The sequence below is a fragment of the Kribbella sp. NPDC006257 genome (assembly GCF_040613535.1).
GTDB lineage: Bacteria > Actinomycetota > Actinomycetes > Propionibacteriales > Kribbellaceae > Kribbella.
This window is the reverse complement of record NZ_JBEXSJ010000004.1, coordinates 117,972-143,656: the sequence shown is the minus strand read 5'-3', so window position 1 is coordinate 143,656 and position 25,685 is coordinate 117,972. Positions and strand designations below refer to the sequence as shown.

General features: G+C 66.9%; 31 protein-coding genes. 18 read left to right on the top strand and 13 right to left on the bottom strand.

The window, feature by feature from the left end; genetic code table 11:
- The first annotated feature begins 6 nt into the window (after positions 1-6).
- Complete coding sequence (locus tag ABZ004_RS06790) at positions 7-738, top strand: sulfotransferase domain-containing protein (protein ID WP_355678801.1); 732 nt, start codon at positions 7-9, stop codon at positions 736-738.
- A gap of 85 nt (positions 739-823) precedes the next feature.
- Here ABZ004_RS06790 and ABZ004_RS06785 read toward each other — a convergent pair whose 3' ends face one another.
- Positions 824-1,597 carry a class I SAM-dependent methyltransferase gene (locus ABZ004_RS06785; protein WP_355678800.1) on the bottom strand — a complete coding sequence of 258 codons (774 nt, stop codon included), beginning with the start codon at positions 1,595-1,597 and terminating at the stop codon, positions 824-826.
- 102 nt (positions 1,598-1,699) lie between these two features.
- Positions 1,700-2,215: an Lrp/AsnC family transcriptional regulator gene (locus tag ABZ004_RS06780; RefSeq protein WP_355678799.1), complete on the bottom strand. Its 516-nt coding sequence runs from the start codon at positions 2,213-2,215 to the stop codon at positions 1,700-1,702.
- Positions 2,216-2,341: 126 nt separating this feature from the next.
- Here ABZ004_RS06780 and ABZ004_RS06775 point away from each other — a divergent pair, with 126 nt between their 5' ends.
- Positions 2,342-3,484 (top strand): PLP-dependent aspartate aminotransferase family protein, encoded by a 1,143-nt coding sequence (locus ABZ004_RS06775; RefSeq protein WP_355678798.1) that lies wholly within the window; start codon positions 2,342-2,344, stop codon positions 3,482-3,484.
- On the opposite strand, the gene ABZ004_RS06770 is transcribed toward ABZ004_RS06775, so the two are convergent.
- The gene (locus ABZ004_RS06770) at positions 3,481-4,053 is read right to left on the bottom strand and encodes an ATP-dependent Clp protease proteolytic subunit (protein WP_355678797.1); all 573 of its coding nucleotides are present in this window, start codon (positions 4,051-4,053) and stop codon (positions 3,481-3,483) included. The two genes, ABZ004_RS06775 and ABZ004_RS06770, sit on opposite strands and share 4 nt — an antisense overlap.
- Before the next feature lie 124 nt (positions 4,054-4,177).
- Between ABZ004_RS06770 and ABZ004_RS06765 the strand changes: the two genes are divergently transcribed.
- The 3 genes from ABZ004_RS06765 to ABZ004_RS06755 are packed head-to-tail and all read left to right on the top strand — an operon-like array spanning position 4,178 to position 5,942.
- Positions 4,178-4,537, top strand: a complete 360-nt coding sequence (locus tag ABZ004_RS06765; RefSeq protein ID WP_355678796.1) for a helix-turn-helix transcriptional regulator — start codon at positions 4,178-4,180, stop codon at positions 4,535-4,537.
- The gene (locus tag ABZ004_RS06760) at positions 4,538-5,548 is read left to right on the top strand and encodes a pyridoxal-phosphate dependent enzyme (RefSeq protein ID WP_355678795.1); all 1,011 of its coding nucleotides are present in this window, start codon (positions 4,538-4,540) and stop codon (positions 5,546-5,548) included. It abuts the gene before it with no gap.
- A gap of 1 nt (position 5,549) precedes the next feature.
- A complete protein-coding gene (locus tag ABZ004_RS06755; protein ID WP_355678794.1) occupies positions 5,550-5,942 on the top strand; it encodes a GNAT family N-acetyltransferase in 393 nt (130 codons plus the stop codon).
- On the opposite strand, the gene ABZ004_RS06750 is transcribed toward ABZ004_RS06755, so the two are convergent.
- Positions 5,885-6,808: a hypothetical protein gene (locus ABZ004_RS06750; protein WP_355678793.1), complete on the bottom strand. Its 924-nt coding sequence runs from the start codon at positions 6,806-6,808 to the stop codon at positions 5,885-5,887. The two genes, ABZ004_RS06755 and ABZ004_RS06750, sit on opposite strands and share 58 nt — an antisense overlap.
- Before the next feature lie 72 nt (positions 6,809-6,880).
- Here ABZ004_RS06750 and ABZ004_RS06745 point away from each other — a divergent pair, with 72 nt between their 5' ends.
- Both ABZ004_RS06745 and ABZ004_RS06740 read left to right on the top strand, forming a co-directional pair.
- The gene (locus ABZ004_RS06745) at positions 6,881-7,480 is read left to right on the top strand and encodes a DUF4865 family protein (RefSeq protein ID WP_355678792.1); all 600 of its coding nucleotides are present in this window, start codon (positions 6,881-6,883) and stop codon (positions 7,478-7,480) included.
- 91 nt (positions 7,481-7,571) lie between these two features.
- Entirely contained in the window at positions 7,572-8,771 is a 1,200-nt protein-coding gene (locus tag ABZ004_RS06740) for an MFS transporter (RefSeq protein ID WP_355678791.1), read from the top strand.
- Here the strand turns inward: ABZ004_RS06740 and ABZ004_RS06735 are convergent.
- Positions 8,757-9,569 (bottom strand): hypothetical protein, encoded by an 813-nt coding sequence (locus tag ABZ004_RS06735; RefSeq protein ID WP_355678790.1) that lies wholly within the window; start codon positions 9,567-9,569, stop codon positions 8,757-8,759. The genes ABZ004_RS06740 and ABZ004_RS06735 overlap by 15 nt on opposite strands.
- A gap of 282 nt (positions 9,570-9,851) precedes the next feature.
- Between ABZ004_RS06735 and ABZ004_RS06730 the strand changes: the two genes are divergently transcribed.
- On the top strand, positions 9,852-10,955 hold the full coding sequence (locus ABZ004_RS06730) for a DMT family transporter (protein ID WP_355678789.1): 1,104 nt from the start codon (positions 9,852-9,854) through the stop codon (positions 10,953-10,955).
- Here the strand turns inward: ABZ004_RS06730 and ABZ004_RS06725 are convergent.
- Entirely contained in the window at positions 10,880-11,581 is a 702-nt protein-coding gene (locus ABZ004_RS06725; RefSeq protein WP_355678788.1) for a TetR/AcrR family transcriptional regulator C-terminal domain-containing protein, read from the bottom strand. The two genes, ABZ004_RS06730 and ABZ004_RS06725, sit on opposite strands and share 76 nt — an antisense overlap.
- 30 nt (positions 11,582-11,611) lie before the next feature.
- On the opposite strand from ABZ004_RS06725, the gene ABZ004_RS06720 reads away from it, so the two are divergent.
- Positions 11,612-12,667, top strand: a complete 1,056-nt coding sequence (locus tag ABZ004_RS06720; RefSeq protein WP_355678787.1) for an SDR family oxidoreductase — start codon at positions 11,612-11,614, stop codon at positions 12,665-12,667.
- Positions 12,668-13,245: 578 nt separating this feature from the next.
- Here the strand turns inward: ABZ004_RS06720 and ABZ004_RS06715 are convergent.
- Positions 13,246-14,133, bottom strand: a complete 888-nt coding sequence (locus ABZ004_RS06715) for an MBL fold metallo-hydrolase (protein ID WP_355678786.1) — start codon at positions 14,131-14,133, stop codon at positions 13,246-13,248.
- A gap of 15 nt (positions 14,134-14,148) precedes the next feature.
- Positions 14,149-14,748: a LysE/ArgO family amino acid transporter gene (locus ABZ004_RS06710; protein WP_355678785.1), complete on the bottom strand. Its 600-nt coding sequence runs from the start codon at positions 14,746-14,748 to the stop codon at positions 14,149-14,151.
- Positions 14,749-14,820: 72 nt separating this feature from the next.
- Between ABZ004_RS06710 and ABZ004_RS06705 the strand changes: the two genes are divergently transcribed.
- Positions 14,821-15,708 (top strand): LysR family transcriptional regulator ArgP, encoded by an 888-nt coding sequence (locus tag ABZ004_RS06705; protein ID WP_355678784.1) that lies wholly within the window; start codon positions 14,821-14,823, stop codon positions 15,706-15,708.
- On the opposite strand, the gene ABZ004_RS06700 is transcribed toward ABZ004_RS06705, so the two are convergent.
- Positions 15,662-16,870, bottom strand: coding sequence for an FAD-dependent monooxygenase (locus tag ABZ004_RS06700; RefSeq protein WP_355678783.1), 1,209 nt, complete (start codon positions 16,868-16,870; stop codon positions 15,662-15,664). The two genes, ABZ004_RS06705 and ABZ004_RS06700, sit on opposite strands and share 47 nt — an antisense overlap.
- Before the next feature lie 94 nt (positions 16,871-16,964).
- Between ABZ004_RS06700 and ABZ004_RS06695 the strand changes: the two genes are divergently transcribed.
- Together ABZ004_RS06695 and ABZ004_RS06690 are read left to right on the top strand one after the other, a co-directional pair.
- Complete coding sequence (locus ABZ004_RS06695; RefSeq protein ID WP_355678782.1) at positions 16,965-17,552, top strand: TetR/AcrR family transcriptional regulator; 588 nt, start codon at positions 16,965-16,967, stop codon at positions 17,550-17,552.
- Between the two features lie 25 nt (positions 17,553-17,577).
- The gene (locus ABZ004_RS06690; RefSeq protein ID WP_355678781.1) at positions 17,578-17,775 is read left to right on the top strand and encodes a hypothetical protein; all 198 of its coding nucleotides are present in this window, start codon (positions 17,578-17,580) and stop codon (positions 17,773-17,775) included.
- Here ABZ004_RS06690 and ABZ004_RS06685 read toward each other — a convergent pair.
- Positions 17,772-18,623, bottom strand: a complete 852-nt coding sequence (locus tag ABZ004_RS06685) for a hypothetical protein (protein WP_355678780.1) — start codon at positions 18,621-18,623, stop codon at positions 17,772-17,774. The genes ABZ004_RS06690 and ABZ004_RS06685 overlap by 4 nt on opposite strands.
- A 55-nt stretch (positions 18,624-18,678) precedes the next feature.
- Between ABZ004_RS06685 and ABZ004_RS06680 the strand changes: the two genes are divergently transcribed.
- Positions 18,679-19,074 carry a VOC family protein gene (locus ABZ004_RS06680; protein ID WP_355678779.1) on the top strand — a complete coding sequence of 132 codons (396 nt, stop codon included), beginning with the start codon at positions 18,679-18,681 and terminating at the stop codon, positions 19,072-19,074.
- On the opposite strand, the gene ABZ004_RS06675 is transcribed toward ABZ004_RS06680, so the two are convergent.
- Complete coding sequence (locus ABZ004_RS06675; RefSeq protein WP_355678778.1) at positions 19,071-19,565, bottom strand: GNAT family N-acetyltransferase; 495 nt, start codon at positions 19,563-19,565, stop codon at positions 19,071-19,073. The genes ABZ004_RS06680 and ABZ004_RS06675 overlap by 4 nt on opposite strands.
- Before the next feature lie 69 nt (positions 19,566-19,634).
- On the opposite strand from ABZ004_RS06675, the gene ABZ004_RS06670 reads away from it, so the two are divergent.
- On the top strand, positions 19,635-20,735 hold the full coding sequence (locus ABZ004_RS06670; protein ID WP_355678777.1) for an ionic transporter y4hA: 1,101 nt from the start codon (positions 19,635-19,637) through the stop codon (positions 20,733-20,735).
- A 55-nt stretch (positions 20,736-20,790) separates the two neighbouring features.
- Here the strand turns inward: ABZ004_RS06670 and ABZ004_RS06665 are convergent, their stop codons facing one another.
- On the bottom strand, positions 20,791-22,227 hold the full coding sequence (locus ABZ004_RS06665) for an ankyrin repeat domain-containing protein (RefSeq protein WP_355678776.1): 1,437 nt from the start codon (positions 22,225-22,227) through the stop codon (positions 20,791-20,793).
- A 224-nt stretch (positions 22,228-22,451) separates the two neighbouring features.
- Between ABZ004_RS06665 and ABZ004_RS06660 the strand changes: the two genes are divergently transcribed.
- The 4 genes from ABZ004_RS06660 (at position 22,452) to ABZ004_RS06645 (ending at position 25,116) form a co-directional block, all read left to right on the top strand.
- A complete protein-coding gene (locus tag ABZ004_RS06660) occupies positions 22,452-23,486 on the top strand; it encodes an amidohydrolase family protein (RefSeq protein WP_355678775.1) in 1,035 nt (344 codons plus the stop codon).
- A gap of 96 nt (positions 23,487-23,582) precedes the next feature.
- A complete protein-coding gene (locus ABZ004_RS06655; protein ID WP_355678774.1) occupies positions 23,583-24,047 on the top strand; it encodes a hypothetical protein in 465 nt (154 codons plus the stop codon).
- A gap of 3 nt (positions 24,048-24,050) precedes the next feature.
- Positions 24,051-24,476: a DCC1-like thiol-disulfide oxidoreductase family protein gene (locus tag ABZ004_RS06650; protein ID WP_355678773.1), complete on the top strand. Its 426-nt coding sequence runs from the start codon at positions 24,051-24,053 to the stop codon at positions 24,474-24,476.
- Positions 24,448-25,116, top strand: a complete 669-nt coding sequence (locus ABZ004_RS06645) for a TetR family transcriptional regulator (RefSeq protein WP_355678772.1) — start codon at positions 24,448-24,450, stop codon at positions 25,114-25,116. The genes ABZ004_RS06650 and ABZ004_RS06645 overlap by 29 nt, the downstream gene beginning before the upstream one ends.
- Here the strand turns inward: ABZ004_RS06645 and ABZ004_RS06640 are convergent, their stop codons facing one another.
- Complete coding sequence (locus ABZ004_RS06640; protein ID WP_355678771.1) at positions 25,117-25,638, bottom strand: DinB family protein; 522 nt, start codon at positions 25,636-25,638, stop codon at positions 25,117-25,119. It lies immediately after the preceding gene.
- Between the last annotated feature and the right edge of the window lie 47 nt (positions 25,639-25,685).

Here is a 25,685-nt window from a genome sequence, read left to right as displayed (position 1 = left end):
CTGTCGGTGGGGGCTCGTAAGGTCCAGCAGATGATCGTCTGGGTGTCCTCCTTTCCTCGTTCGGGAAACACGTTTCTGCGGATCGTCCTGCACCGTCTGTACGGGATCCGTGCGTCGGTTGTCTACGACGTGGACGGGGTCGCCGAACGTCTCGGCGGCGAGCTGATCGGCTTCGAGGAGAGAGCCGCCGGGTACGCCGAACTGCGCGCCTCCCAGGAGGTTCACTTCATCAAGACTCACCGTCGTCGCGACGACCTCGTGGACGAACAGGACCCCGCGATCTGCCTGGTCCGCGACGGCCGCGACGCCCTCGTCTCCTGGGCACGAATGACCAGCGAGCCGGATCCGAGCCGCTTCGAAACCGAACTCCGAACGATGATCGGCCGCCCGTCGGACGAACCAGGCACCGGCAGCTGGGGTCACAACGTCCTCAGCTGGCTCCAACCCGCCGCGCCCCACCGGGTCCTCCTCCGGTACGACGACCTCGCGCGCGACCCGCATGCATCGGTCGACCACGTCCTCACCGCCCTCCTGCCAGGTCTCCGCCCACTCCCGGGCGCGACGATCCCCACCTTCGACCAACTCCACGAGGTCGACCCGGCCTTCTTCCGCCGCGGCCGGACCGGGACCCATCGCGACGAACTGACGCCGGACCTCCACGACCACTTCTGGTCCAAACCCGACAACCGCCAAGCCATGGAACTACTCGGCTATAACCGAGGAGTGCCGTCGAGCTAGGGCTTCGCGACCCGGCCGATCGCGGGGTCCGCGGGGCGCACCACCCCAGCTCCACCACACGCTGCTCGGAAGCGAAGGTGCCCGATCAGTTGCGGGTCGCCTTGATCACGTAGTACGCCGGAAGCTTGGCTGCGATGTCCCCCGACCCGCCGTACATGTCTGGCTCGGGTGCTTCGAAGAACGTATCCAGCCGGAGTCCGGCACGGACGAACGCCATCACCACATCGCTCACCGGCCAGACAAACGCCGAGAACAGCGGCGGGCTCTCGGTTCCGCGTGCTCCGACCGGCCGTTTCGCGTCGTCGGGCTCGTGCTGTGGTGCTCCCCTGGCGAAGTAGTCGCCGGCCACACCGAACTGGTTCTCGCCGTGGACGGCCAGGACTTCCCAGACCGGGTGATGTTCGGCCATCAGTACCGAGCCACCCGGTCGCAACCGGTCGGCGATGATCGCGGCGAACCGCTCCAGGTCGGGCGCCCAGCAGATCGCGCCCGCGCTGAAGTAGACGAGATCGAACGCGGTCAGCCCGGCCGGCAGATCGAACATGTCGGCCCGGTGGAACTCGGCCTCGATGCCCGCCTCACTCGCCTTGCGCCGCGCCATCTCGATGCCCACGTCCGAGATGTCGATACCGACAGCGTGCGCGCCGAGATTGGCCCACGACAGCACCTCGTCGCCGCACGAACACGCGAGTTGCAGAACCCGCTTTCCACGGACCTCCCCGGCCAACTCCACCTCGAAGGCCTCCAACGCGATCCCACCACCGCGAAAAAACTCAGCCGGCTGTCCAAGCCGTCGCGGCGCGATCTCGTTCCAGCTCTGCCGATTGGCCTCGGTCACACTCCGCACCGAATCAACCATGACCCCTCCTCAACTCGCCCGGAGCGTATCCACGCACCGCCTCAGCCGCCTGCGATTTACGTAGGTCCGCCCTCCTGTCGTCTGGAAGGTATCCGGTTCGGGTCAGGAGGGGCGGGGGTTATCCACAGGGGTGCCGCGGAGGTGTTCGAAGATGAGGCTGGTTTCGGCGTGGATGACGGCGGGGTCCGCGGTGAGGTGGTCGAGGACGAAATCGCGGAGGGCGTCGGGCGTGGCCGCGGCCACGTGCAAGAGGTAGTCGTTGGCGCCGCTCACGTGGTAGAGCGCCAGTACGCCGGGTAGCCGCGGCGCCTTCGTGCGGAAGCGGTCGATCTCGTCGCGCGAGTGGGCGCCGATCCGGATCGCCACCATCGCCTGCAGCGGCAGCCCGAGCGCACCCAGGTCCACGTCAGCGTGGAAGCCGCGGATCACGCCGCGGTCGCGCAGAGCCCGGACCCGGGTCAGGCAGGTCGAAGGAGCGATCCCGGTCGCCTCGGCCAGCGCGTTGTTCGGCATCCGCCCGTCGGCGGTCAGCAGCCGGACCAGCTCCTGATCGACCTCGTCGAGCGCAGCCGGTACCGGCCTCGGGGCCGGTCCGGGCGTCCGGCGATCCTTCGGCATGCCCCCACTGTAAGCCGCGTCCACAGAATCCACAGCGTGTGGACAAGCCTGTGGACGAATTTTCTTCGGAACTCTTGCCGTGAATCTGCAGAAGATTTCATCCTCAAGGCGACTGAGGAGGCTGTCATGACCCGACTGGACACCCGTTCCGTACACGCCGGCCGCGACGACCTGACCGCGCTGGGCGTGCACGTCCCACCCATCGACCTGTCCACCACCTACCCGCTCCCGGGCGTCGAGGCCGGCGGTACGTCGTACGACGAACTGGCGGTCGGCAACGGCCCGGACGGCGGCAGCCTCGTCTATCAGCGACTCTGGAACCCGACAGTCGCCCGCCTGGAAACAGCCCTCGCCGAGCTGGAGCACTGCGGCGGCGCAGTCGCGTTCGGCAGCGGCATGGCAGCGCTCACCGCCTGCCTGCTCGCCACTGTCGCCGCCGGCAAACCACACGTGGTTGCAGTCCGCCCCCTGTACGGCGGCTCCGACCATCTTTTGTCCACAGGCCTTCTCGGTACTGCGGTCAGCTGGGCGACCCCGGACGGTGTAGCGGAAGCAGTTCGCTCTGACACCGGGCTGGTTCTCGTAGAGACTCCAGCGAACCCGACCGTGGAGCTTGTGGATATCGCCGCCATCGCTCGTCAGTCGAACATCCCGCTGCTTGTGGACAACACGTTCGCGACCCCGGTGCTGCAGCAACCTGTGGATCATGGCGCGACTCTGGTGTTGCACTCGGCTACCAAGTACCTCGGCGGCCACGGCGACGTGATGGGCGGTCTCGTCGCCGGTCCGACCGAGTGGGTCGCTCGGCTCCGTCAGATCAGGGCGGTGACTGGCGGCTTGCTGCACCCACTAGCGGCGTACGAGCTGCACAGGGGGCTGCAGACGTTGCCGGTGCGCGTTCGGGCCCAGCAGTCGGTTGCATCGAAGGTTGCTGGGTGGCTGAGTGATCACCCGGCTGTGGACAAGGTGTTCTACCCGGGACTGCCCGAGTGTGACCCGCTAGGACTCGTCGGGCGGCAGCAGTCGGGGCCCGGCGCAGTACTGGCGTTCACGACGAAGCAGGCTGCGCGGGTCGCGGCCTCGACGCGGCTGATCACGCATGCGGTCTCACTGGGTGGGGTGGACACGTTGATCCAGCACCCGGCAGGGCTGACGCATCGGCTGGTAGCGGCCGAGGCCAGGCCGGGCCAGGACCTGCTGCGGCTCAGCATCGGGCTCGAGGACGCAGAGGACCTGATCGACGACTTGGCGCAGGCCCTGGAGGCTTAGACCGGGACCGGTGAAGTGAGGACCTTGTCGACGATGCCGTAATCGACGGCCTCTTCGGCGGTGAACCAGCGGTCCCGGTCGAAGTCGGCCTCGATCCGGCTCACCGGCTTGCCGGTGCGTTCACTGAGCAGCTTGGCCAGGTCCTTCCTCGCCAGGATCGCCTGTTCGGCCTGGATCTTGATGTCGGACGCGGTGCCGCCGATGCCGCCGAGCGGCTGGTGCATCATGATCCGCGCGTGTGGCAGGGCGAACCGCTTGCCGGGAGCACCGCAGGCGAGCAGCACCTGGCCCATCGACGCGACCATGCCCATCGCGTACGTCCGGACGTCGTTGCTGATGAAGCTCATCGTGTCGTAGATCGCCAGCCCGGCCGAGACCGAGCCGCCCGGGGAGTTGATGTACAGCGAGATGTCCGCCTTCGGGTCCTCGGCGTTCAGCAGCAGGAGCTGGGCGCAGAGAGCGTTCGCGTTCTCGTCCTTGAGCTCGTCGCCGAGCACCAGGATCCGCTGCCAGAGCAGTCGCTGGTAGATGTGGTTGTCGAGGGCATTCGGAAGGGTCGTCTCGCTCATGTTCTCCAGCGTGACCCCGCGCTGCCGCGGAGTCCCGGGAATCTGCCCGTGGCAGATCTGCCCACCGCAGACCTCCAGGGGATGGCACACTCGATACAGGACCAAAGAACCAGGGAGGCCAGACGTGTTGCTACGCCAGGTGATCGGGAACGTCTTCCGCCGGCTGCGGCGCGAGCGGGGCATCACCCTGCGCGAGCTGGCCGAGCAGGCTCAGGTCTCCGTGCCGTACCTCTCCGAGATCGAGCGTGGCCGCAAGGAGCCCTCGTCGGAGATCCTGGCGGCGATCTGCCGGGCGCTGGACCTGGAGCTGGCCGACCTGCTGCACGAGGTCCAGTACGACCTGGCCACGGTCGCCCGTACCGCGCTGCCGATCCGCCTGCAGACCGCGGCCATCCAGGTGCACGAGTCGCAGTCGGTGCGCGTCTCGTCCTCCGGGCCGGCCGCCTACTCCACCACTGCGCAGGCTTTCGCGCTGGTCGCGTAGGTGCTCTGGTACTACAACGACGCTGCGCGCGACTGGCGGTGTCCGGCTGCGCCTGAAGAAGTGAAGGCGTTCCACGAAGGCCTGGCCGACTATGCGCCGACGCCGCTGCGAGACGTGCCGTCACTGGCGGCTGAGCTCGGAGTCGGCCGGCTCTTGGTGAAGGACGAGTCAGAGCGGCTCGGCCTGGGAGCTTTCAAGGCGCTTGGTGCCTGGTGGGCGATCCACTGCGCTGTCTCGGAGTCCAGCGGCCCGCTGGAGCTTGTCACAGCAACTGACGGCAACCACGGTCGCGCAGTGGCTCGGATGGCAGCAATGCTGGGGCTGCCCGCGCACGTGTTCGTTCCCGACGTGATCAGCGACCGCGCTGTCGAGGCCATCCGCGCGGAGGGCGCGACCATCACAGTCGTGCCTGAGTCGTACGACGCAGCGGTGGCTGCCGCGGCTTCGACGGCGACAGGGAGTCGCCTGCTGATCCAGGACGCCGCCTGGCCGGGGTACGAGGTGGTGCCGCAACGCATCGTCGACGGGTACTCCACGCTGTTCCGGGAGATCTCGGTGCAGCCGGACCTGGTCGTCGTACCGATGGGGGTGGGTTCGGTCGCACAGGCGGCGGTGACGCATTACCGAAGTGGCGCGACTGCGCCCGTAGTACTGGGTGTTGAGCCTGAGCGTGCTGCGTGTGTCCTGGCGAGTCTGCATGCGGGTGAGCCTGTCTCGGTCAGTACTGGCACCACAGTGATGGCCGGGCTCAACTGCGGTACGCCGTCTAGCCTCGCTTGGCCCGTACTGCGAGCTGGGCTGAGTGCCGCGATCACCGTGGAGGAGGACGAGGCGCTGGCTGCCGAGCGCGATCTCGGCGCGGCAGGGATCTCTTCGGGCGCCAGTGGAGCTGCGACCTTGGCAGGTCTCCGCGCTGCCCTGGCAGCAGGTCACCGCGATGAGCTAGGACTGCAGGAGGGCAGCACTGTTGTTCTGATTAGTACTGAGGCTTCACCGGACTTCAGGAGCTGACATGGAGATCAAGGTGCGGTTCCCGGTCGACGACGAGGAGTTGTCGACGCTGCATGCGCTTGCCTTCGAGTCCGAGGTCGAGGTGCAGCCGTGGGCGTCTAGGCTCGAGCGGCACGCGCTCACGTGGGTCGGTGCTTTTAGCAACGATCTGTTGGTCGGGTTCGTACAGGTCTGTTGGGATGGTGGCGCGCATGCCTTCGTGCTCGACACCGCTGTGCACCCGTCGTACGGGCGGCAGGGCATCGGCAAGGAGCTGGTGCGGGTCGCTGCCGCAGAGGCTGCGGCAGCTGGCTGCGAGTGGCTGCACGTCGACTATGAGCCGCACCTCGCCGACTTCTACCTGAAGGCCTGTGGCTTCTCGCCTACCGACGCTGGACTGCTCAAGCTGCGCTGAGTGCTGTCAGCCGTTCCGTGGAAGCGCAGGAGATCAGGCAGCGCTCCTTCGCGTCGCCGAGCAGGTCGGCAGTCCACCGGGGTGAAGCCGCCGTCGCCCAACTCGGCGCTGCCCAGACCAATGCCTAGCGCTGTGTCAGAGTAGTAGTTCAACCCCTTGGTCCTGGCGAGATCCTCTTTGAAGTCCACCTTCAACCCGGGCCGCACGGTGTCTTCGATGCGTTCCCGTACTGCTGTTGGGTTGATCGTGGTGAAGGCCAGGTCAGCTTGCTCACCTAGTACGTCGGCCCAGAAGCCGAGGTGGTCCAGCAGCATCTCCGCCTCTGCCCTGCCCGACCCGGTGTCCCTTGTGCTCGACACCAGGACGAAGAGCTGGAAGTGCGCGAACATGCCGGGTGCGTCGACCGACTGGGCTCGCACGACCCGCTGGCACGCGGCCAGATCTACGCGAGGAGCGCCGGCCTTCCGGCGTACGGCGGCTTCGATCGCCAGTTCGTTGGTCGGATCACTCGCCACCTCCGTACTGCGGTTGGTCGTCACCACCTTGTTCTGGTCGACGGTGGCGATCGCCGAGCACGTCCCAAGCGGCGTCAGGGGTGAGAGCTCGACACCGTCGAACCTGTCCGGCAGGCGTTCCCAGAGCATCGCCTGGGTCTTCACCAGTTGCCGGGGATCGACAGTCGACGGGCGGACGAAGCGGTCCTCGCGCCAGCGCTGCATGACTCGTGCAGGTGTCACCTTTGCGGCGCGGGCGCGGCTGACGTCGAGCAGCGCGCTCTGCAGCTCGGACGGACTCAGGCCGTCGACCAGAGCCTCCCGGGTCCCCGTCGGTAGTCGTCGCCAGATCCGCTCGGTCACGTCGCTCATCACCCAAGCTTGACCGGCTTCGCTGGTCTTCGCCTGCCAATTAAGCCTCTGTACCTACTAGTATGTCTGCTGATGTTCCGACGCGAAGGAGTGGCCGTGTACGCGATGCAGTACGAGATCAATCTGCCGACCGACTACGACATGGGGATCATCCGGCGACGGGTGGAGACGCTCGGGGACCGCACCGACGACTTCGACGGGCTGGGAATCAAGGCTTATCTGGTGCAGGACCAGGCGAACGGGGCGATCGTGAACCAGTACGCGCCGTTCTACCTGTGGAACGACTCCGCTGGGATGAGCCGGTTCTTGTGGGGCGGTGGCTTCTTCAGCGGGATCTGCAAGTCATTCGGTCGGCCGGCGGTTTCGCACTGGACGGGGGTTGAAGCGCGGCCGGGTGTGGCGGTGGATCAGCCGGCGGTGGCTGCGACGAAGCACGTTCAACTGTTGCCGCCCGACGTCGATCCGGCCGAGCCGGTCGCTGCCGCGGTGGATCTGCTGGCTACGACGGCTGCTCTGGACGGTGTCCACAGCTCGGCGATCGCGGTGGATCCGAGCCGGTGGGAGCTGGTTCACTTCACCTTGTGGAGTGGCGAGCCGGGGATCGTGCCGGGGACGCGGTACCAGGTTCTGCACTTGTCCACACCCGGGACAAAAACTCTGTTGGGGCGGTGACTTCCCGGATACCTTCTGAGACATGAGATATCCGAGCCCGCATCTTTGACGTCCTGACCGCCTGACCGTCCGCATCGTCGCCTACGCGGCCTTGCAGGACTTCATCCCGCTGTATCCCTTGTACCAGTTGCTGTTCAGGGATCACGGGCTGTCGACATCGCAGGTGTCGACGCTGTTCATCATCTGGTCGACGACCGCGTTCCTGCTCGAGGTGCCGTCGGGCGCTTGGGCCGACGTGTTCTCGCGCCGCAAACTGCTGATGTTCGGTTCAGCGCTAAGTGGCCTCGGCTACGCCAGCTGGATCCTGCTGCCCTCGTACGCCGGGTTCGCGCTCGGCTTTGTGCTCTGGGGAATCAGCTCCGCGCTGATCTCGGGCACGTTCGAGGCCTTCGTGTACGACGAGTTGGCGGCGCGTGGGCGCACCGAGAGGTACGCAGGGTTGATCGGGTGGGCCAGGGCGGCCGCGCTCGTGATGAACCTGGCGGCGACCGCGTTGGCGGCACCGCTGTATCAACTCGGTGGCTATCGGCTGGCGGGCATCGTCAGCGTGCTCAGCTGCGCTGCGCACCTGCTGCTCGCAATGTCCCTTCCCGAGGCGGCTCCCGTCGCCACGGTCGACGAAACGGAGGAGGTGGAGCACGGCGCGAGGCACGGCGCTCTCGGACGGTATCGGTTGATGTTGACGACCGGACTGGCCGAGGTGCGGACCAGTAGGACGGTTCGCAAAGCTGTTGCCCTGGTCGCGCTACTGGGTGGGTTTCTGGCGTTCGACGAGTACTTCCCCGGTCTGGCCGGCGATATGGGTGTGCCGACGGCTTCGGTGCCCTTGCTGATCGCGGGGACGGTGGCTGCACAGGCGATCGCTGGTGCGCTGGCGGGAGCGGCGTACAGGCTGCGGGCGTCGGTGTTCGCGATCGGGCTGGCGGCGACGGCCGGACTGATCGCCTGGGGTTCGTTGAGTGGGACGGCGCTCGGGTTCGTGCCGATCGCGGTCGGCTACGGGGTGATGCAGTTGGTCATCATCGTGTCCGAGGCGCGGTTGCAGGACGCGATCACCGGCCCGGCCCGGGCGACGGTGATCTCGGTGTCAGGGTTGTTCGCCGAGGTGTTCGCGGTCTCGGTGTACGCGGGCTTTGCTCTCGGCTCATTCTGGTTCACCCTGCCCGTCCTGGTAGCGGGCCTGACCGTGCCGGTGTTGTTCACGGCGTTGCTGACTCCGTTCGCCTTGCCACCACCTGGTTCGGGAGCTGCCGCGGTAGAGGTGGGCGAGCTGGAGTCAGAGCGCGAGTAGGTCGGTCAGGGACTTTGCCATCCGGGTGACGAAGCGGGAGCGGGTGGTGTCGTCGGTGAGTTCCAGGGAGAGGAAGGGGTTGAGGTCTTCTAGTTCGACGAGGAGGAGTTCGCCGGCTGCGGTGCGGCAGGCGTCGACGCGTTGGATGCCGTGGTCGATCGTGTTCCAGTCGACGAAGCGCTGGGCGAAGGCTCGGTCGTCGTCGGTGGGTTCGTAGCGCTCGAGTTCCCAGCGCTTGGCCGGATCCGGTGCGTACAAGGCGTACTGGAGGTCGCGGTCGATGAAGTAGAAGGACACCTCGTAGCGGAAGTCGATCAAAGGCTGGGCAAGCTGGCCGTCGAGAGAAAGGTGGGTGAGTTCGTCGCGGGAGACCTTCCGGAGTCCGATCGAGTCGGAGCCCAGCTTCGGCTTGACGACATAACTGATTGCCTCGGGCAACTTCGCTGGATCGCTGTCGGTGGTCGGGATCACTGGGTAGCCGGCGTCGCTCAGGTCGACCAGGTACTGCTTGCCGATCATGTCCGCCTTGCCGGTCAGCTGGGTGAACACCCGGGTGCCCTGGGCGATCGCGGCCGCGCGGAATTCGTCGTACTCGGTCTGTTGGTGGATCACCGGACCGCTGTTGCGCACGACGACCGCGTCGAAGCTGTCCATCAGGGCGGTGGCGTCGAGCGGGTGGCAGAGCGCGAGATCGAAGTGCTCCCGGAGCTGGCGGGTCAGATACGCGTCCTCGTCGCCGTACCGGCGCCCGTTGGCGGGGTAGGTGAGATCGGTGACGTACAGGATCTTCGCGCGCATAGGAACCTCCGGGTGGGTGGACGGTGGGCTGGTGCCGGCTAGGTCGGTGGATGGACCACGGTTCCGGCTGTGTCGGTGGGTGGATCGCGGTTTCGCTCGTGGTGCTGGTGCGGTTCACGGCCCCTGGTGATGCTGGGATCCGCAAATGGTGCTGCTCCGGTTCACGGCCCAGGTGATGCTGGGATCTGCAAAGCTCATCGCGTTGTGGTTGGCGGGCGATGGGGTGGTCCGTTGGTTGATTATTCGGTGTCGGCCGAAGGGTGCGGGACTTACGGTCAGCATGTGATCAAGACCGAGGGGCGCCAAGGGGTTCTGGCTGCGGGCGCGGCGGCTGTGACAGTACTGCTGTGGGCTTCGGCCTTCGTCGCCATCAGACACGTCGGCCACGAATTCACCCCCGGCGCCCTCTCCCTCGGCCGCCTATTAGTCGGCAGCCTCCTGCTCGGCGCCTTCCTCCTGGCCCGTCCCCGTCGCCAACTGCCGGATGGGGCGCCCGCGCCGCGTCCGGCGGACGCGGAAAACCGGCGTGCCGTGGCCGGCTCCGCACTTCCAGCAGGCGAAGAACACCGGCGTGCGGGGGTCGGCTCCGCGCCTCTCGGGGGCGCGGAGAGTCGGCCCGCAGCGGCTCGTCGGGCGACTTGGCCTTCCAAGGGTGACTGGAAGTTGTTGTTGGTGTGTGGGTTGTTGTGGTTCGGGGTATACAACGTGGCGTTGAATGCGGCTGAGAAGCGGCTCGATGCCGGGACCGCGGCGATGCTCGTGAACATCGGGCCGTTGCTGATCGCGTTGCTTGCCGGTCTGTTGCTGGGCGAAGGATTCCCGCGACAGCTGGTGATCGGGAGCATCGCCGCGTTCGGTGGCGTCGTGGTGATCGGTACGTCGTCGTCGGAGGGCAAGGCCGAGACCTGGGGAGTGATCCTCTGCCTCGTCGCCGCAATCGCCTATGCGATCGGAGTGGTAGCGCAGAAGCCGCTGCTGTCCCACATGCCCGCGCTGCAGGTGACTTGGCTCGCCTGCACGATCGGGGCGATTGCCTGCCTGCCGTTCGCGCCGGCCTTGATCCGCGAACTCGGTGACGCGCGACTCTCCACAATCTGGTGGATCGTGTTCCTGGGTGCGTTCCCGACCGCGTTGGCGTTCACGACCTGGGCCTACGCGCTGGCGAGGACGAGCGCGGGGAAGATGGGCGCGACGACGTACCTGGTGCCGCCGATCGCGATCTTCCTCGGCTGGCTGTTCCTCGGTGAGACGCCGGCGCCACTCGCCTTCGCCGGTGGTGCGTTGTGTCTGCTCGGAGTCGCGATCTCCCGCTACAAGCCGAAGCGCGCCGCGATGCCGGCGACGAACACACTCAGCCCGATCGCGAAGCCGTCGTCGAACTCGTAGTGCAGCCCGTCCGCGCCTAGTTCGTCGACGATCCGGATCAACGTCGGCGCCTGGCCGGGCTTCAACTTGCTGACTCGATCCACCAGATCGGGCGCGAGTTCGAACGTCTCTGCGCGCACCGATGCCTCGCCGAGACTGAACCCGTGGATGAAGTCGATCAACGTGTTCACCGCCTCGAAGATGTCCCTTGGCGCGAGGCCGGCTCGATCCAAGGCGCGATAGAACGGTTCGACGGTCACCACGACCACGTCTGACACCGCCGCCGCGTCTGCCAGCACCTGGAACGCCAGATTCGGATGTGCCCTCAACGCGTTGCGGTAGGCGTTCGCCGCACCTAGTAATTCTTCCTGCCAACTCTCACCAGTCGGTGGAGTCGAGTTGTTCAGCTCGGCGAAGACGAGTTCGGCGAGGCCGGCGACCACCGCTGCCTTGTTCGGCAGGTGGTGGTAGATCGACATCGGGTTCACGCCGAGCGTGGCGGCAAGCCGGCGCATCGTCATCGCATCGAGCCCCTCGTCGTCGACGATCCGCAGAGCCGCCTGCAGAATCGCGTCCCGGCTCAGCCGCTCCTCGCCCACCCGCGGACGCCCCGACCGCCCAGCAACCGCCTTGCCGCCCTTAACCATACGTCGTATGGTAGCGAAATCATACAACGTATGGCTAACCGGGAGACGAAGATGAACACGCAGGAGCAGCACCCGATGAGCGAGAAGGGTCGCGCGGAGGCTGAGCCGGTCGGGATGCCGGTGGGCGGCGAGGGCGACGCGAGGCAGGTGGTGACGCCGGATGAGTCGGTGGGCGGGAAGGCCTTGGTGGGGAAGGTGGCGTTGGTTGCTGGGGGGACTCGGGCTGCTGGGCGGGGAGTGGCGGTGCAACTGGGGGCTGCGGGGGCGACGGTTTATGTGACTGGGCGGAGTACTCGGGCGGGGCGGTCGGAGATGGATCGGCCGGAGACGATTGAGGAGACCGCGGAGCTTGTCGATGCGGCGGGCGGGCGCGGGATCGCCGTACGGGTTGATCACACCAAGCCTGAGCAGGTACGCGCGCTGGTTCAGCGGATCGAGGAGCAGCAGGGTGCGCTGCACATCCTGGTGAACGACATCTGGGGGCAGGCCGGCGAGCCCGAGTGGGACAAGACCGTCTGGGAGAGCTCGCTCGACAGCGGTTTGCGGTTGCTGCGCCTCGGCGTCGAGACGCACGCGATCACCAGCCACTTCGCGTTGCCGTTGCTCCTCAAGACACCTGGCGGGCTCGTCGTAGAGATGACGGACGGCACCGACGAGTACAACGCGGCCAACTATCGCGTCTCGTTCTTCTACGACGTCGCGAAGGGCGCGGTAAGCCGGATGGCGTTCGCGCTGGCGCACGAAGTCCGCGACCGCGGCGCAACCGTCGTGCTGCTCACGCCAGGCTGGCTCCGGTCGGAGGCGATGCTCGACGGCTTCGGCGTCACCGAGGAGAACTGGCGCGACGCGACCGAGAAGATCCCGCACTTCGCCATCTCCGAGAGTCCCTCGTACGTCGGTCGCGCGGTCGCCGCTCTCGCAGCGGATCCCGAGGTGGCGCGCTGGAACGGCAAGTCGACCTCCAGCGGAGATCTGGCGAAGATCTACGGCTTCACCGATCTCGACGGCAGTCAGCCGGACGCCTGGCGCTACATCGTCGAAGTAGAAGCCCAAGGCAAACCCGCCAACACCGCCGGCTACCGCTAACCCCCGAAGCCGGAGGCCAACACAGGACGCTGGGGGTGGGGACAACTCGCACCTTGTTCACAACCCCAGTTTGTTGTCCCAACCACCCGCGAGGCAGCGGGCACCTTAGAGCTGGGGGGTGCGGACAGCTCACTGCTTGTTGAGGGTCCCCGGGTGGTTGTCCGAGCCTCCGGGTGGTGGCGGGTGGGTTGGAGCTGGGGGGTGCGGGCAACTCACGGCTTGTTGAGGGTTCCGGGTGGTTGTGCGGACCTCCGGCTGGTGGTGGTTGGGGCGAGAGCCGGTTGGGCGGCTGGGCTGATCGACCGGGATGTGCGACCGGGGCCGCCGCAGGGCTACAGCTGGTGGGGTGAGCCGAGGTAAAGGTGGTGGGGTGGGCGAGGCGGGTCGACTGGGGTGGTGTTGCCGGGGGTCGGGACAGGCTGTTGGGGGTGTGGACACCTCATAGCTTGTTCACGGGCCCGGGTTGTTGTCCGGACCTCCGGGAGGTGGTGGGTGGGGTGGAGATGGCGGGGGTCGGGGCGGGTCGACGGGGGTGGTGCGGCCGGGGTTGCAGGGGTTAGAGGTGGTGGGGTGAGGGGTTAGAGGGGGTGAGGTGGGCAGGGTGTGGTGGGTGGGGCGATAGGTGGGGTGTTGGACGGGGCGGTGACTTCGGCGGTGGTCGCGTGCGTGGGGGGATGGGCGGCGGTGTTGGTGAAGGGGTGGGCGGCGGCTGTTGGGGTGGCGGTGTTGGTGAGGGGGTGGGTGGGGTGGGAGGCGGCGATGGGGGTGCCGGTGGTGGCGGCTAGGGCTAGGACTTCTTGGCGGGAGGTAGTGGCGATGGCGGGGGTGTGTTCGTAGAGGTAGGTGAGGTTGGGCCAGCGGGCTTGGGCTGGGTGGACCAGGACGTCTCCGCCGAGGATGGCTACGTCGGTGATCACGCACTGGTGGCCGGGAGTGTGTCCGGGCGTCAGCAATAACTGCAGGTTGTCCAGAGGGCCGGAGCCTGGCACGGCGCGGAGTTGGCCGGCTGCGGCGATGGGCTGGAGGTAGCGCTCGTACGTCGGGCCGTCGCCGAGGTGGTCCAGTTCGGCCTGCTGCACCACGTACGTCGCATTGGCGAAGCGTGGACGGTCGTCGGAAATGTTCCATCCCGCATGGTCGAGATGCACATGCGTGAGGATCACCGTGTCGATCTCATCCACACCGACGCCGGCCCGGCCAAGCAGCGTCGGCAGTCGACCAGCCGTACTGAGCCACTCCGCTGCCTGACTTCCGGCCGGCCCGATCCCCGTGTCCACTAAGACAGCGCCGCGATCAGAAGTCACCAGATAGCTGTGGAAATGCAGCAACCACCCACCGTCCGCAGCCACGTTGCCGGGAAACGAGGCCGCGGTCCACGCCGCATGCGCAGCAGACCACCCCGGCATCGCTGTTTCCACAGGCTCCGGGAACACAGCGACGGCATCGCACAACACTGTGACATCCACCCGCCCATTGTGCTGTCAGGCGGGGATCACCAACCAGGTCGCCAACGCCGCCATCACAACCGCGATCCCACCGTCCAGAAACTGCCACGCCCGCGGCCGCGCAAAGATCGGCCCCAGCCTCTGAGCCAGGAACCCCAATGCAAAGAACCACGCGGCACTCGCACCGAGAGACCCCAGCCCGAAGATCCATCGCCCGTCCGTACCGCGCTGATTGGCCAGCGATCCCAGCAACACCACAGTGTCCAGATACACGTGCGGGTTGAGAAAGGTGAAGCCCAAACAAGTCAGTACGACGCTGCGCAGCGCCGCCGGAGCGTGATCCGCCGGGCTCATCGCATTCGGCCGGAATGCCCGCCGGGCCGCGATCGCGGCGTACCCGAACAAGAACGAAGCACCCCCGTACTTCGCGATGCTCAACGCGGTCGGGCTGCTCTCGATCAAGGCGCCGAGTCCCGCGATTCCGCTGGATACAAGCAGGGCGTCTGAGCAGACGCAGATCAGTACCACGGGCAGGACGTGTTCCCGGCGCAGGCCCTGGCGCAGTACGAAGGCGTTCTGTGCTCCGATCGCGGCGATCATCGCAATGGTCGTGGCGAAACCTGCTAGGAGCGGCATGACTCGACCGTAAGCACCAGATGATCCGCAAACCAGCTAAAGATTCTTCAGCAGCATTAGCATTGCTTCATCATGCAGATCGACTCCGCACAGCTCGACACGTTCGCGGCCGTGATCGACGAAGGAAGCTTCGACGCGGCCGCCCGGAAGCTACACATCACCCCATCGGCGGTGAGCCAGCGGATCAAGGCCCTGGAGAGCCGGCTCGGTCACGTACTGATCCAGCGGACGAAGCCGGCCCGGAGTACGGCGGCCGGTGAGGCGGTACTGCGGCTGGCGCGCCAGGTCGATCTGCTCGAGGTCGAGGCGGTCGCCGCGGTCAAGGGCAAGCTGGAAGGGCTGCGGCTGCCGGTCGCGGTCAATGCCGACTCGCTCAACGGCTGGTTCCTGCCGGCCCTGCTCGACGTACCGCCGGAATTGGTGACGGCCTTCGACATTCGCCAGGAGGATCAGGACCACTCCGCCGAACTGCTCCGCAACGGCACCGTGCTGGCCGCGGTCACTGCCGACCCCCGGCCGGTGCAGGGCTGCCGCGTCCGTGCACTGGGGAAGATGCGGTACCTGGCGATCGCCACCCCTGAATTCGCCGAGCGTTGGTTGACCGGACGGCCCTTGCCGGAGGCCCTGCAGACCGCGCCGATGATGGTCTTCAACGCCAAGGACAAACTGCAGGAACGGCTGACCCGCAAGGTGACCCGGCGCCGCCTCGATCCGCCGGTCCACACCATCCCCGCGCCGGGGGCGTTCGTCCGGGCGATCAGGCTGGGCCTCGGCTGGGGAATGATCGAGGAAGAAGCGGTCGAGGCGGACCTGGCCGCCGGCCGACTGGTGAACGTTGCCCCCGGCAAGTATGTCGACGTCCCGCTGTACTGGCAGCACTGGAAGCTCGACTCCGCCGTCCTGGACGCGCTCACTACTGCGGTACTACGGGCTGCCGCGTCGGGGCTGCGTAGTCCCTGATCTCGACCTTGTTGCCGACCTTGAGCGGCATCTCCTCGATCACCTTGCGCCAGGGCAGGTACGGCATCAGCCGGAAATTCAGGTTGCGGAACGCGATGAACCAACGGCTGCCCGGGATGAACCACATCGCTCCGTCGGCACCCTGCTTCTGGCAGGCCTCGACGAACCCGCGCATCACCTCGTCGTACTCGTGGAACGCCTTCGCGTGGTCGCCCGCCGCCGCGTGGAGCTCGCCTGCCAGGACATACGCTCCGACGATGCCGAGGCTGGTGCCCATCCCGGACAGCGGCGAGGCGCAGTACCCGGCGTCGCCGACCAGGGCGACCCGGCCGTTCGAGTAGCTGTCCAGCTTGATCTGGCTGACCGAGTCGAAGTAGAAGTCCGGCGCCTCTCGCATGCCGTCCAGTAACTTCGGTGTCTCCCACCCCTCGCCTTCGAAGGTTTCGGCGACGATTTGCTTCTGGGTCGCGAGGTCGCGACGGTCGTAGTCGAGTGATTCGGAGGCGAAGTAGAACAGCGCCTTCGCTTCGGTGTTGTCGCGGGCACTGTAGGTGCCGACGGTCTTGCCTGGTGAATTCATCAGCTGCCCAGTGTGGTTCAGGCCGAGGTGGTTCTCGACCGTGCAGACCGAGGCGTAGTAGCCGAGCTCGTGGAGGAAGTTCTTCTCCGGCCCGAAGGCCAGTCCCCGGACATTGGAGTGCAGGCCGTCCGCACCGACGGCGAGATCGAACCGGCGGGAAGTGCCGCGCTCGAAGGTCACATCGACGCCGGTCGCGTCCTGGCGGAGCGACGTGATCGAGTCGTCGAACACGTACTCCACCCGGGCCCGCGTCGCGTCGTACAGGATCTCGACCAGGTCGCCGCGGAGGATCTCGAGCTCCCCGCTGATATTGCCGGCCGGTGAGGTGGCGAGCTTTTTGCCCTTCTTGTTCACGTAGATCATGTCGCCCATCTGGGTGGCTTCGGCCTCGACAGCCGCCAGCAGGCCCATCCGGTCGAGCACCTTCAGCGAGGCGCCGCGGAAGTCGACCGCGTAGCCGCCCGGCCGGGGCGCCGGAGCCCGCTCGACCACGGTCACGGCATACCCGTATCGCTCCAGCCAGAAGGCCAGGGCCGGGCCGGCCACGCTCGCTCCGGAGATCAACACCGTCTTCTTGCTCATATCCAGCTCCCTGAGTTGTCGGTAAGATGACTGTACGATCGTCTTAGACAATTGTGCAAGACGTTTGTGTCAGACGATTGCTAGGCTGGCCGGCATGGGAAACCGCGAGGCCTTGATCGAGGGCGCCAAGACCTGCCTGATGGAGAAGGGCTACAACCGGACCACGGCCCGCGACATCGCGACCGCGGCCGGCGTGAGCCTGGCGGCCATCGGCTACCACTTCGGCTCCAAGGACGACCTGCTGAACGAGGCGATGCGTCAGGCCCTGGACGAGTGGGGCGTCCAGGTCGGCACTGCGATGGCTGCCGGGCTCGGCAGCGACGCAGGGGCTCGCGAGCGATTTGTGGAGACCTGGCGACTCGCCGTGGGGACGCTGTCGACGCCTAGTACGCGGGCACTGTGGACCACACAGTTCGAGGTTCTCAGTGCGGGGACTAGTCAGCCGGCGCTGCTCAAGGAACTGTCCGACCTGCAGGGGGAAGCACGGGAAGGTCTAGCGTCGCTGTTCGGCGTAGTAGGTCCGGATGCGCCGCAGGGCGAGGTGCAGCTCGTCGGCTCGTTCCTCCAGGCACTACTGCTCGGCGTAGTAGTCCTGTGGCTCTTCGACCCCGCCAAGGCTCCGACTGGCGACCAGCTAGCCCAAGCACTAGAGCTGGTCTCAGCACGCATCCAAGACAGCTAGTCTCAGCAGGTCGAAGGGACTAGGGATGAAGAAGGTCGTACTGACCGCGCTCGGAGTGCTGCTGACCGTTGCCGGTGTGGTGTGGGCACTGCAAGGGCTCGGGTACATCGGCGGCAGCTCGATGAGCGGACAGAGCTTCTGGGCGATCGTCGGCCCACTCGTCGCCGCCCTCGGCGTCTCCCTGATCTACGTCACCTTCCGAGGACCGCAGCAACGCCGCTAGTCCCAGCGCAACCCCATCGGGTTGTCCGCTGGAACCAGGCCGGACTCCATGATCGCGCGGCTGATCGGACGGATCAGGGAGTCGAGCTCCTCAGTCGCTGCGTCGCCCAGCTTCGACCAGCCCTGCTCTGCCAACGCGTCTGTCGTGTCCTCGACCTGCTGACGCAGACCACGACCTGCCGAGGTCAGGCTTCCGTCGGCCGCAAGCAGTCCACGACTGCGCAGGTCCTCCTCAGCCGAGGCCCACTCCTCGTCGCTCCAGCGCCGACTCGCCTGGTAGACCGCCTTGGACGGGCCTCCGGCAGCCGAGAAGGTGAGGTTCGCCTGGCATGGGCTGAGGCCGGCAGCGACGAGTGCGGCGACGTGCCCGTCGCCTCTGGATTCCCTGAGGATTGTGGTGGCGTGCCAGAGCGCCAGGTGTGGCTCCTCAGGCCAGTCCAGCGCCGCGTTCGCTGCCGCGATCGCGCGTCCGCCGAGAGGCGCCACTTCGGCAGCCTGGCGAGCCAGCTCCGCAGTACGGCGTAATGACTCGACCGGCGCGGGCAGCATCCGGCGTACTGCGGTGTCGACGGCGGCCAGCCGTGCTGCCAGGACCTGGTCGGGTGTGGCGTAGTTCCATGCGTCCGGGATTGCGCGGGCGACCATCGCCGGATGGAAGTTGTAGAAGACCGCCGTGACGACCTCGGGGCCGACAGGACCGAGAGGAGCAGCCCGGCAGGCGAAGTAGCTCATCCAGCCACCGCGCAGCCCGAGTGCGTCGGTCACCTGCCGCGTCTCCGGCGCGAAGTAGGTGATCGCGTGATACGGCTCGAGGGCTTTCCACATCCGGCGTGCGCGGGTCTCCGACATACCGACGAGTAAACCAAGTGGACGCGGGCGGTGGTGGCCAGAGAGGGTGTCGGCCATGAGTATTCGTGTGCAGTGTGTGATTTACGACGCCATGGACCCGGCCGCCCAGGGCCGGTTCTGGGCCGAAGCGCTGGGGTGGCGGATCACCCATGAGGTCGAGAAGGAGACCGTGCTCGAGCCGCCGGCCGGTAGCCCCGAGGACGGCATCGTGCCGGACATCCTGTTCGTCCGGGTGCCGGCCGACGAGACGAAGACGGTGAAGAACCGGCTGCACATGGACCTGCGCCCGACCGACCAGGCCGCCGAGGTGGCCCGGCTCGAGGCACTCGGCGCCAAGCGGGCCGCGGTCGGCCAGGACGACTCGGTCTCCTGGGTCGTGATGACCGACCCCGAGGGCAACGAATTCTGCGTACTCCGTGCCTTCACCCCCGAGGAACTCGCTTCGTTCTAAAGCCTGCGGTGCATGACGTGGAGGCCGACGTAGCCGTGGGTGGCGTGCAGGAACGCCTCGGGGACGGTGCCGATGATCTCGAAGCCGAGGTCCTGCCAGAGCTTGACCGCCCGCTCGTTGGTCTCCACCACCGCGTTGAACTGGATCGACCGGAACCCCGAGGCGGCCGCCCAGTCGATCATGTCCTGGCAGAGTGCCCGGCCGACGCCGCGGCCGCGCTGCGAACCGTCGACCATGAAGCTGGCACTGGCGACGTGCGCGCCGGGACCCGGACGGTTCGGGTACATGTTGGCACTGCCCATGACGGTCCCGCCGGCATCGACAAAAACCGTGGTCCGGCTCAGCTTCGCGCTGGACGGTGACATCCAGAGCGCGCGAGCCTGCTCCTCGGTGAGGTCGGGGTCGTAGGCGTAGGTCTCCCGGGCGGTGACGATCTCGCGGAAGAACGGCCAGATGGCCGCCCAGTCGTCAGCCACCGCATCTCTGATCATGCGAAAAGCATCACCTGTACGGCGGAAGTTGCCAACCGAATAGCTTCAGGCCTAATAGACTCGCTGGGGATGACAGAGACGGTTGTCCATGGGTTGCCGCGCTGGAGTCTGGCCGTGCCCCCGCTCGCCCTCGTCGTACTGGTGCTGTCCTGGGGACGGGACCTCAATGTCTTCCTGCTGATCCTGGTCTGCGCCGGCCTCGGTGCCGCCGTGATCGCGGCCGTTCACCATGCCGAGGTGGTCGCGCACCGGGTCGGTGAACCGTTCGGCACGCTGATCCTCGCGCTCGCGGTGACCATCATCGAGGTCGCGCTGATCGTGACGCTGATGGCGTCCGGCGGCGACAAGGCAGCTTCGCTGGCGCGCGACACCGTGTTCGCCGCGGTGATGATCACCTGCAACGGAATCCTCGGGCTCGCCTTGGTGGTCGGGTCGCTACGGCACAAAACCCAGGCGTTCCGGGTGCATGCGTCCGGTAGCGCGCTCGCCGTGATGACCGCGCTGGTGACGTTGAGCCTTGTCCTGCCCACCTTCACGACCAGTACGCCGGGAGCCACCTTCAGCTCAGCCCAGCTCGCCTTCGCCGGAGTGACGTCGCTGGTGATGTACGGCGTCTTCGTCTTCGTCCAGACCATCCGCCACCGCGACTACTTCCTCCCGGTGCCCGCGGAGGAGGTCGAGGATCCCGATGAGGTGCATGCGCCTGCTCCCAGCGCACGAGTCGCCCTGGTGAGTCTCGGGCTGCTGTTCGCTTGCCTGATCGCAGTGGTCGGCCTGGCGAAAACGGTCTCGCCGAAGCTGGAGTCGGCGGTCGAGTCGGCAGGTGCACCTCTCGCGGTCGTTGGTGTAGTGATCGCGTTGCTCGTACTGCTGCCCGAGACAGTCGCCGCCGTACGGGCAGCGTTGAGGGACCGTTTGCAGACCAGCCTGAACCTTGCGCTCGGGTCGGCGCTCGCCAGCATCGGCCTGACGATTCCCGCGATCGCCATCGCGTCCATCTGGCTCGACGGACCGCTCGTGCTCGGCCTGGGCAGCAAGGAACTCGTGCTGTTCATCCTGACCGTGGTGGTGAGCATGCTGACCTTGGCGACCGGCCGTGCCACCTTGCTGCAGGGCGCAGTACACCTGATGATCTTCGGCTCGTTCCTCTTCCTGACGGTCAGTCCATGAAGGACGAGTACGAGTTCTTCCAGACGGACGACGGCTGCGTGATGCTGGAGATCCGCTACACCGTGTCCAGGTAGTCCACGACGTCCTGGTGGCCGGCGTGGACGGCCCAGCCGCGTGGCGTGGCGTGATAGCCGGGATCCTCGACCGTCGGGTCCGCGCCGAGCTCGATCAGCTTCCGCACGGTGTCGAGATGTCCGTTCACCGCGGCCATGTGCAGCGGCGTTCTCATTCGCCCGACGTTCAGGTCGAAGCCCAGTTGCTGCAGTGGTTCCAGCGCGTGGGTCGCGCCGATCTCGGCGACCCGGATCGGCAGCAGGCGGTTGCGTTCGACGGCTCGGGCGGCGAGCTCCGGATCCGGGTGGACGGCTTCGCCTCGCAGTACGGCGGCGTAGAGCTCACCGACATCGTCAAGGCCCTGGGCTCCATGAGCCAGCAGGAGTTCCGCGATCTCGGTGTGGCCCTGGATCGCGGCCAGTTCGTAGGCCCGATGACCGGCGAAGGTCGGGTGCTCGGTACCACGCCCGTCGGGGTCGATGCCCTGGGCAAGCACCAGTTCGACCCGGTGCAACAGCCCTTCGTGCGAGGCGAAGACCAGCTCGTCCTCGAGCAGTTGCCGCGGTGTCGGATGCGCGGTGGTCATCCGCTCGTGCCAGGGACCGCCGTCGCCCTTGCCGAGCCCGAACTCCAGCAGGAGTTCGAGATGCGCATCGTCGTACGGCGGGGGACAGCCGGGACCGCAGTTGTACATGGTCTGGCTGTCGTTGGCATCGGCTCCTGCGGTGAGGAGCAGCCGGGCGAGTTCCAGCCGGTTCTGGTGCGGTGGCTGATCGTTCTCGCCGCGGCCGAAGGCGCCGGTGAGCGCGGTGAACGGTGATGGCATGCCTTGCCAGAGATATCCGGCGTTGGGGTCCGCGCCCTTGTCCAGCAGGAGTTTCGCGACGGCCACGCGATCGTCTGCGGGCAAGCGCGAGTAGGTGAGGTAGACCAACGGCTCCCAGCGATACGGGCCGCCCTCGCGGCTCGCCGCTCCCGGATCGGCGGCCAGCGCTTCGGCGACAGCGGCCGGTGGCGCAGCGACGGCCATCGTACAGATGTTGCTTAGGGCAACTTCGGGGAACTCTGTCAGCAGTTGCTGCGCGGATCGTTGCCGAGCCGGATCGTCGCCGCCGTAGTGCAGGGTGGCGAGCCGGAGGAACTCGTCGGCGCGTTGCTCGGGGGTGTCCAGCGGACCGCCGACCGATTGACGGTGCGGCGAACGGCTGTAGCGATCGACCAGTTCGAGGTGATGGACAAGCCTTGCCCAGCTGGCGAAACCGTAGCTGCGGGCAACCACCAACTGCGCCCCGGCCAGACCGTCCACACCGGACGGATGGAACTCGGCGACCAGCGAGAGTGCCTCGGGATCGGCTGCCTGGACCTTCTTGAGCAGGGCCTTGGCCTGCTTCTTCAGGTGCTCGAGGCTCGGGTCGTTCGGAAGATTTCGGGTCGGCATAGCGACCTCCTCTCTACGTGCCTGCTGTCCGCGTCGTCAGGCGAGAAAGGAGGTGGGTCCTACCGCACAACCTTGCTGTCAGGTGGGCTGAGCCCTTCCCGCGGACCGGTGGCACCCTGAGTGCCTGGCAACGACTGTACTGCGGGCAGCCGACATTTGTCAGGCCCTGAAGCTCCAGCAACAAGGTCGAGGCGCTGAACCCACTGCGAGGCACGATGGCCGGTATGACGCGCTGGATGTTCGACGGAATCGGGTTGCCGGATGGGGAGCAGGTTCACTTCGAGATAGGCGGCGGTGATCCGGAGGTGTTGCCGGGCCGGTTCGCCCTGCCGGGGCTGGTGGATTCGCATTGCCACCTGACCGTCGGGATGGGCGAGAAGACGCTGGTTCCGCTCGGTGAGGACGCCGCCCGGACGATGCTCGACGAACTCGGGCAGGCCGGCGTCCGCGCCGTACGGGATGTCGGTGGGGATCGGTCGATCACGTTGAAGCTCGCCGCCAACCCGGAGGACGGGAAGCCGTTGATCCTGGCTGCCGGGCGCTTCGTCGCGCCGGAGGGGTCGTATTTCCCAGGTCTGTACGAGCCGGTGCCGGCCGGGCAGCTGGTGGCCGCGGTCGAGGCCGAACTGGATGCGGGAGCGACCTGGATCAAGCTGGTCGCCGACTTCCCGCCGGTGGGACCTGACGGGCCGATCCGGGGCAGGGCGATGACGCCCAACTACGAGATCGGCGCGGTCGAGGAGATGATCGCGGCGGTGCACGCCCGGGGTGCCCGGGTCGCGGCGCATACCCAGACCGCGCTGGTCAGCGAGTTGATCCGGGTCGGCATCGACTCGGTCGAGCACGGCGAGGTGATCACCGCCGAGGACCTCGAAGTACTGGGTGCTCGGGGTGGCGGCTGGACGCCGACGCTCACCGCTTACGGCCCGCCCGACCCGAAGGCGACTCCGGAGCAGGCCGAGCGGCGTCGGCGGCGGGTCGAGCACATGACCGCGATGCTGCCGTTGGCCCGCCAGTACGGCGTACATGTGCTGACTGGGTCAGACGTCTTCGGCACCGTCGCGGGGGAGGTCGACCAACTCGTCAAGCACGGGCTGACCGTGACTCAGGCGCTCGAAGCCGCGACCACGTCGGCCAGTGAGTTCCTCGGCCTGACCGGCAGCGAGGACCTCGTCACGGACGACGCCGATCCCCGGGACAACCCGGAGGCGCTCGCCACCCCGGCTGCCGTCGTGCTGCGAGGTCAGCGGATCCGTTAGGTGACGGGGGTCACCGTGCCGCCTTCTTGAACATGTTCAAAACGTCGGCCTATGCTCAGTGCAGCCGAAGAATTGAACGTGTTCAAGAATGGAGCGATGAGTGCGATGACCGTGCTGTCCTACCTGCTCTACCTGGTGATCGCGGTGCCACTCACGATCTGGGTGGCCCGGACGCTGAGCCACAACGGCCGGATCTTCCTGGTCGACGTGTTCGACGGGAACGACGACTTCGCCGACGCGGTGAACAAGCTGCTGGTGGTCGGGTTCTACCTGGTCAATCTCGGGTTCGTGACGCTGTTCCTGCGGACTCGCGGCACCGTCGACGACGCCCGGGGTGCGATCGAGCAGCTGAGCGTGAAGCTCGGCACAGTCCTCGTCGTGCTCGGCGTACTGCACCTGCTGAACGTCTGGGTCTTCAACGCGATCCGTCGTCGCAGCCGGCAGCAGGAGCTGACGACGCCACCCGTGCCGCCGAACGATGTCATCCAGCAAGGCGCCCAGCTCCAGCCGGTGCCCGCACCCTTCGCCGGACCGCAGTACCCGATGCACGGTGGCTACTGAGCCATGCAGTCCCTGGTAGTTCTGTACGACGCGCAGTGCGGCCTCTGCCGGCGATTCAAGGAGTGGCTGGCGACCCAGCGGCCGGCCAGGAACGGCAGTGGTGGGGTGCTTCGGTTCGAGTTCGTCGCGGCGGGGTCGGCGGACGCACGAAGGCTCTACCCGGCCCTGGATCACGAGGCAACGCTGCGCGAGGTGACAGTGGTCGCCGACGACGGTTCGGTGTACGTCGGCGACCGGGCGTGGATCGTGTGTCTCTGGGCGACGGCGGATCACCGGCACACCGCAGTACGGCTTGCTCGTCCTTCGATGCGGCCGGTGGCCAAGGCGATGGTGCAAGCGGCAGCGGGGTTGCGGAGCATGCTGCGCAGTGGTGCAGAAGGGGGTGGCTACGCTGACGGATGTGACGGACAGTGCGACCGCCAAGGGTGAGCAGACCCGTGAGCTGATCCTGTCGACCGCGCTGCGGCTGTTCCGCGAGCAGGGGTACGGCAAGACCACGATGCGTGTGATCGCCGCAGAGGCAGGTGTCTCGGTCGGCAACGCGTACTACTACTACAGCTCCAAAGAGCACCTCATGCAGGCGTACTACGACCACCTGCAAGCCCAGCACCGCGAAGCCGTCGTGGACATCCTGGAAAGCGAGAAGTCCTTCACCAAGAGGCTCGGCGGGGTGCTGCACAGCTGGCTGGAGGTGTCCGCGCCGTACCACGAGTTCGCCGGCACCTTCTTCAAGAACGCGGCCGAGCCGAAGAGTCCGCTGTCACCGTTCAGCGAGCAGTCACGGCCGGCTCGTGACGCCAGTGTCGAGGTGTTCCGGCAGGTGGTGGACGGATCGGACCTGAAGCTCGCGCCCGACTTGAAGGCGGAGCTGCCGGAGCTGCTTTGGTTGATGCAGATGGGGATCGTGCTGTTCTGGGTGCACGACGACAGCGACGGTCTGCGCCGGACCAAGGCGCTGATCGATCGCTCGGTCCCACTGGTCGACAAGCTGCTCCGGCTGACCCGGATCCCAGGCGTCCGCGGTGTGACCAACGACATCGTCGGCCTGGTCCGCTCGATCAAGGCGTAGCTATTCGCCGGTCTGGCCGTCGAGGCGTTCGCGGAGGAAGTCGGCGTGGCCGTTGTGCCGGGCGTACTCCTCGAGCATGTGAAGGTAGAGCCAGCGCACGGAGTACTGCTCGGACTGCCGCGGGTGCGGGCGGTGATACACGTGGTCGAGGTCGAACTTGGCGCAGATCTCGTCCGAGATCTTGATGACGTCGCGGTACTGGGCGAGGTCCTGCTCCGCGGCGGCAGGATCGACCAGGTCGAAGTCGCCGTCGGGAGACTCGTCCGTCCACAGGAGTGGCATGATCGGCCGCTCGTCGAGGCAGATCTGGAACCAGTAGCGCTCCACCTCGGCCAGATGCCGGACCAGCCCGAGCAGGCTCATCTTGGACGGGTCCACGTTGGGCTGCACCAGTTGCTCGCCGGTCAGCCCGGCGGTCTTCCACAGCAGGGTGCCGCGGTGGTAGTCGAGGAACCCCTGCAGGAGTTCGCGTTCGCCGGCTGTCGTGGGCGGGTCGGTCCGGAAATCTGCGTCGTTGGGCACCGGCCGACCGTACCCAGAGTGGTAACTCTCTGCCAATGGTCCGGCAG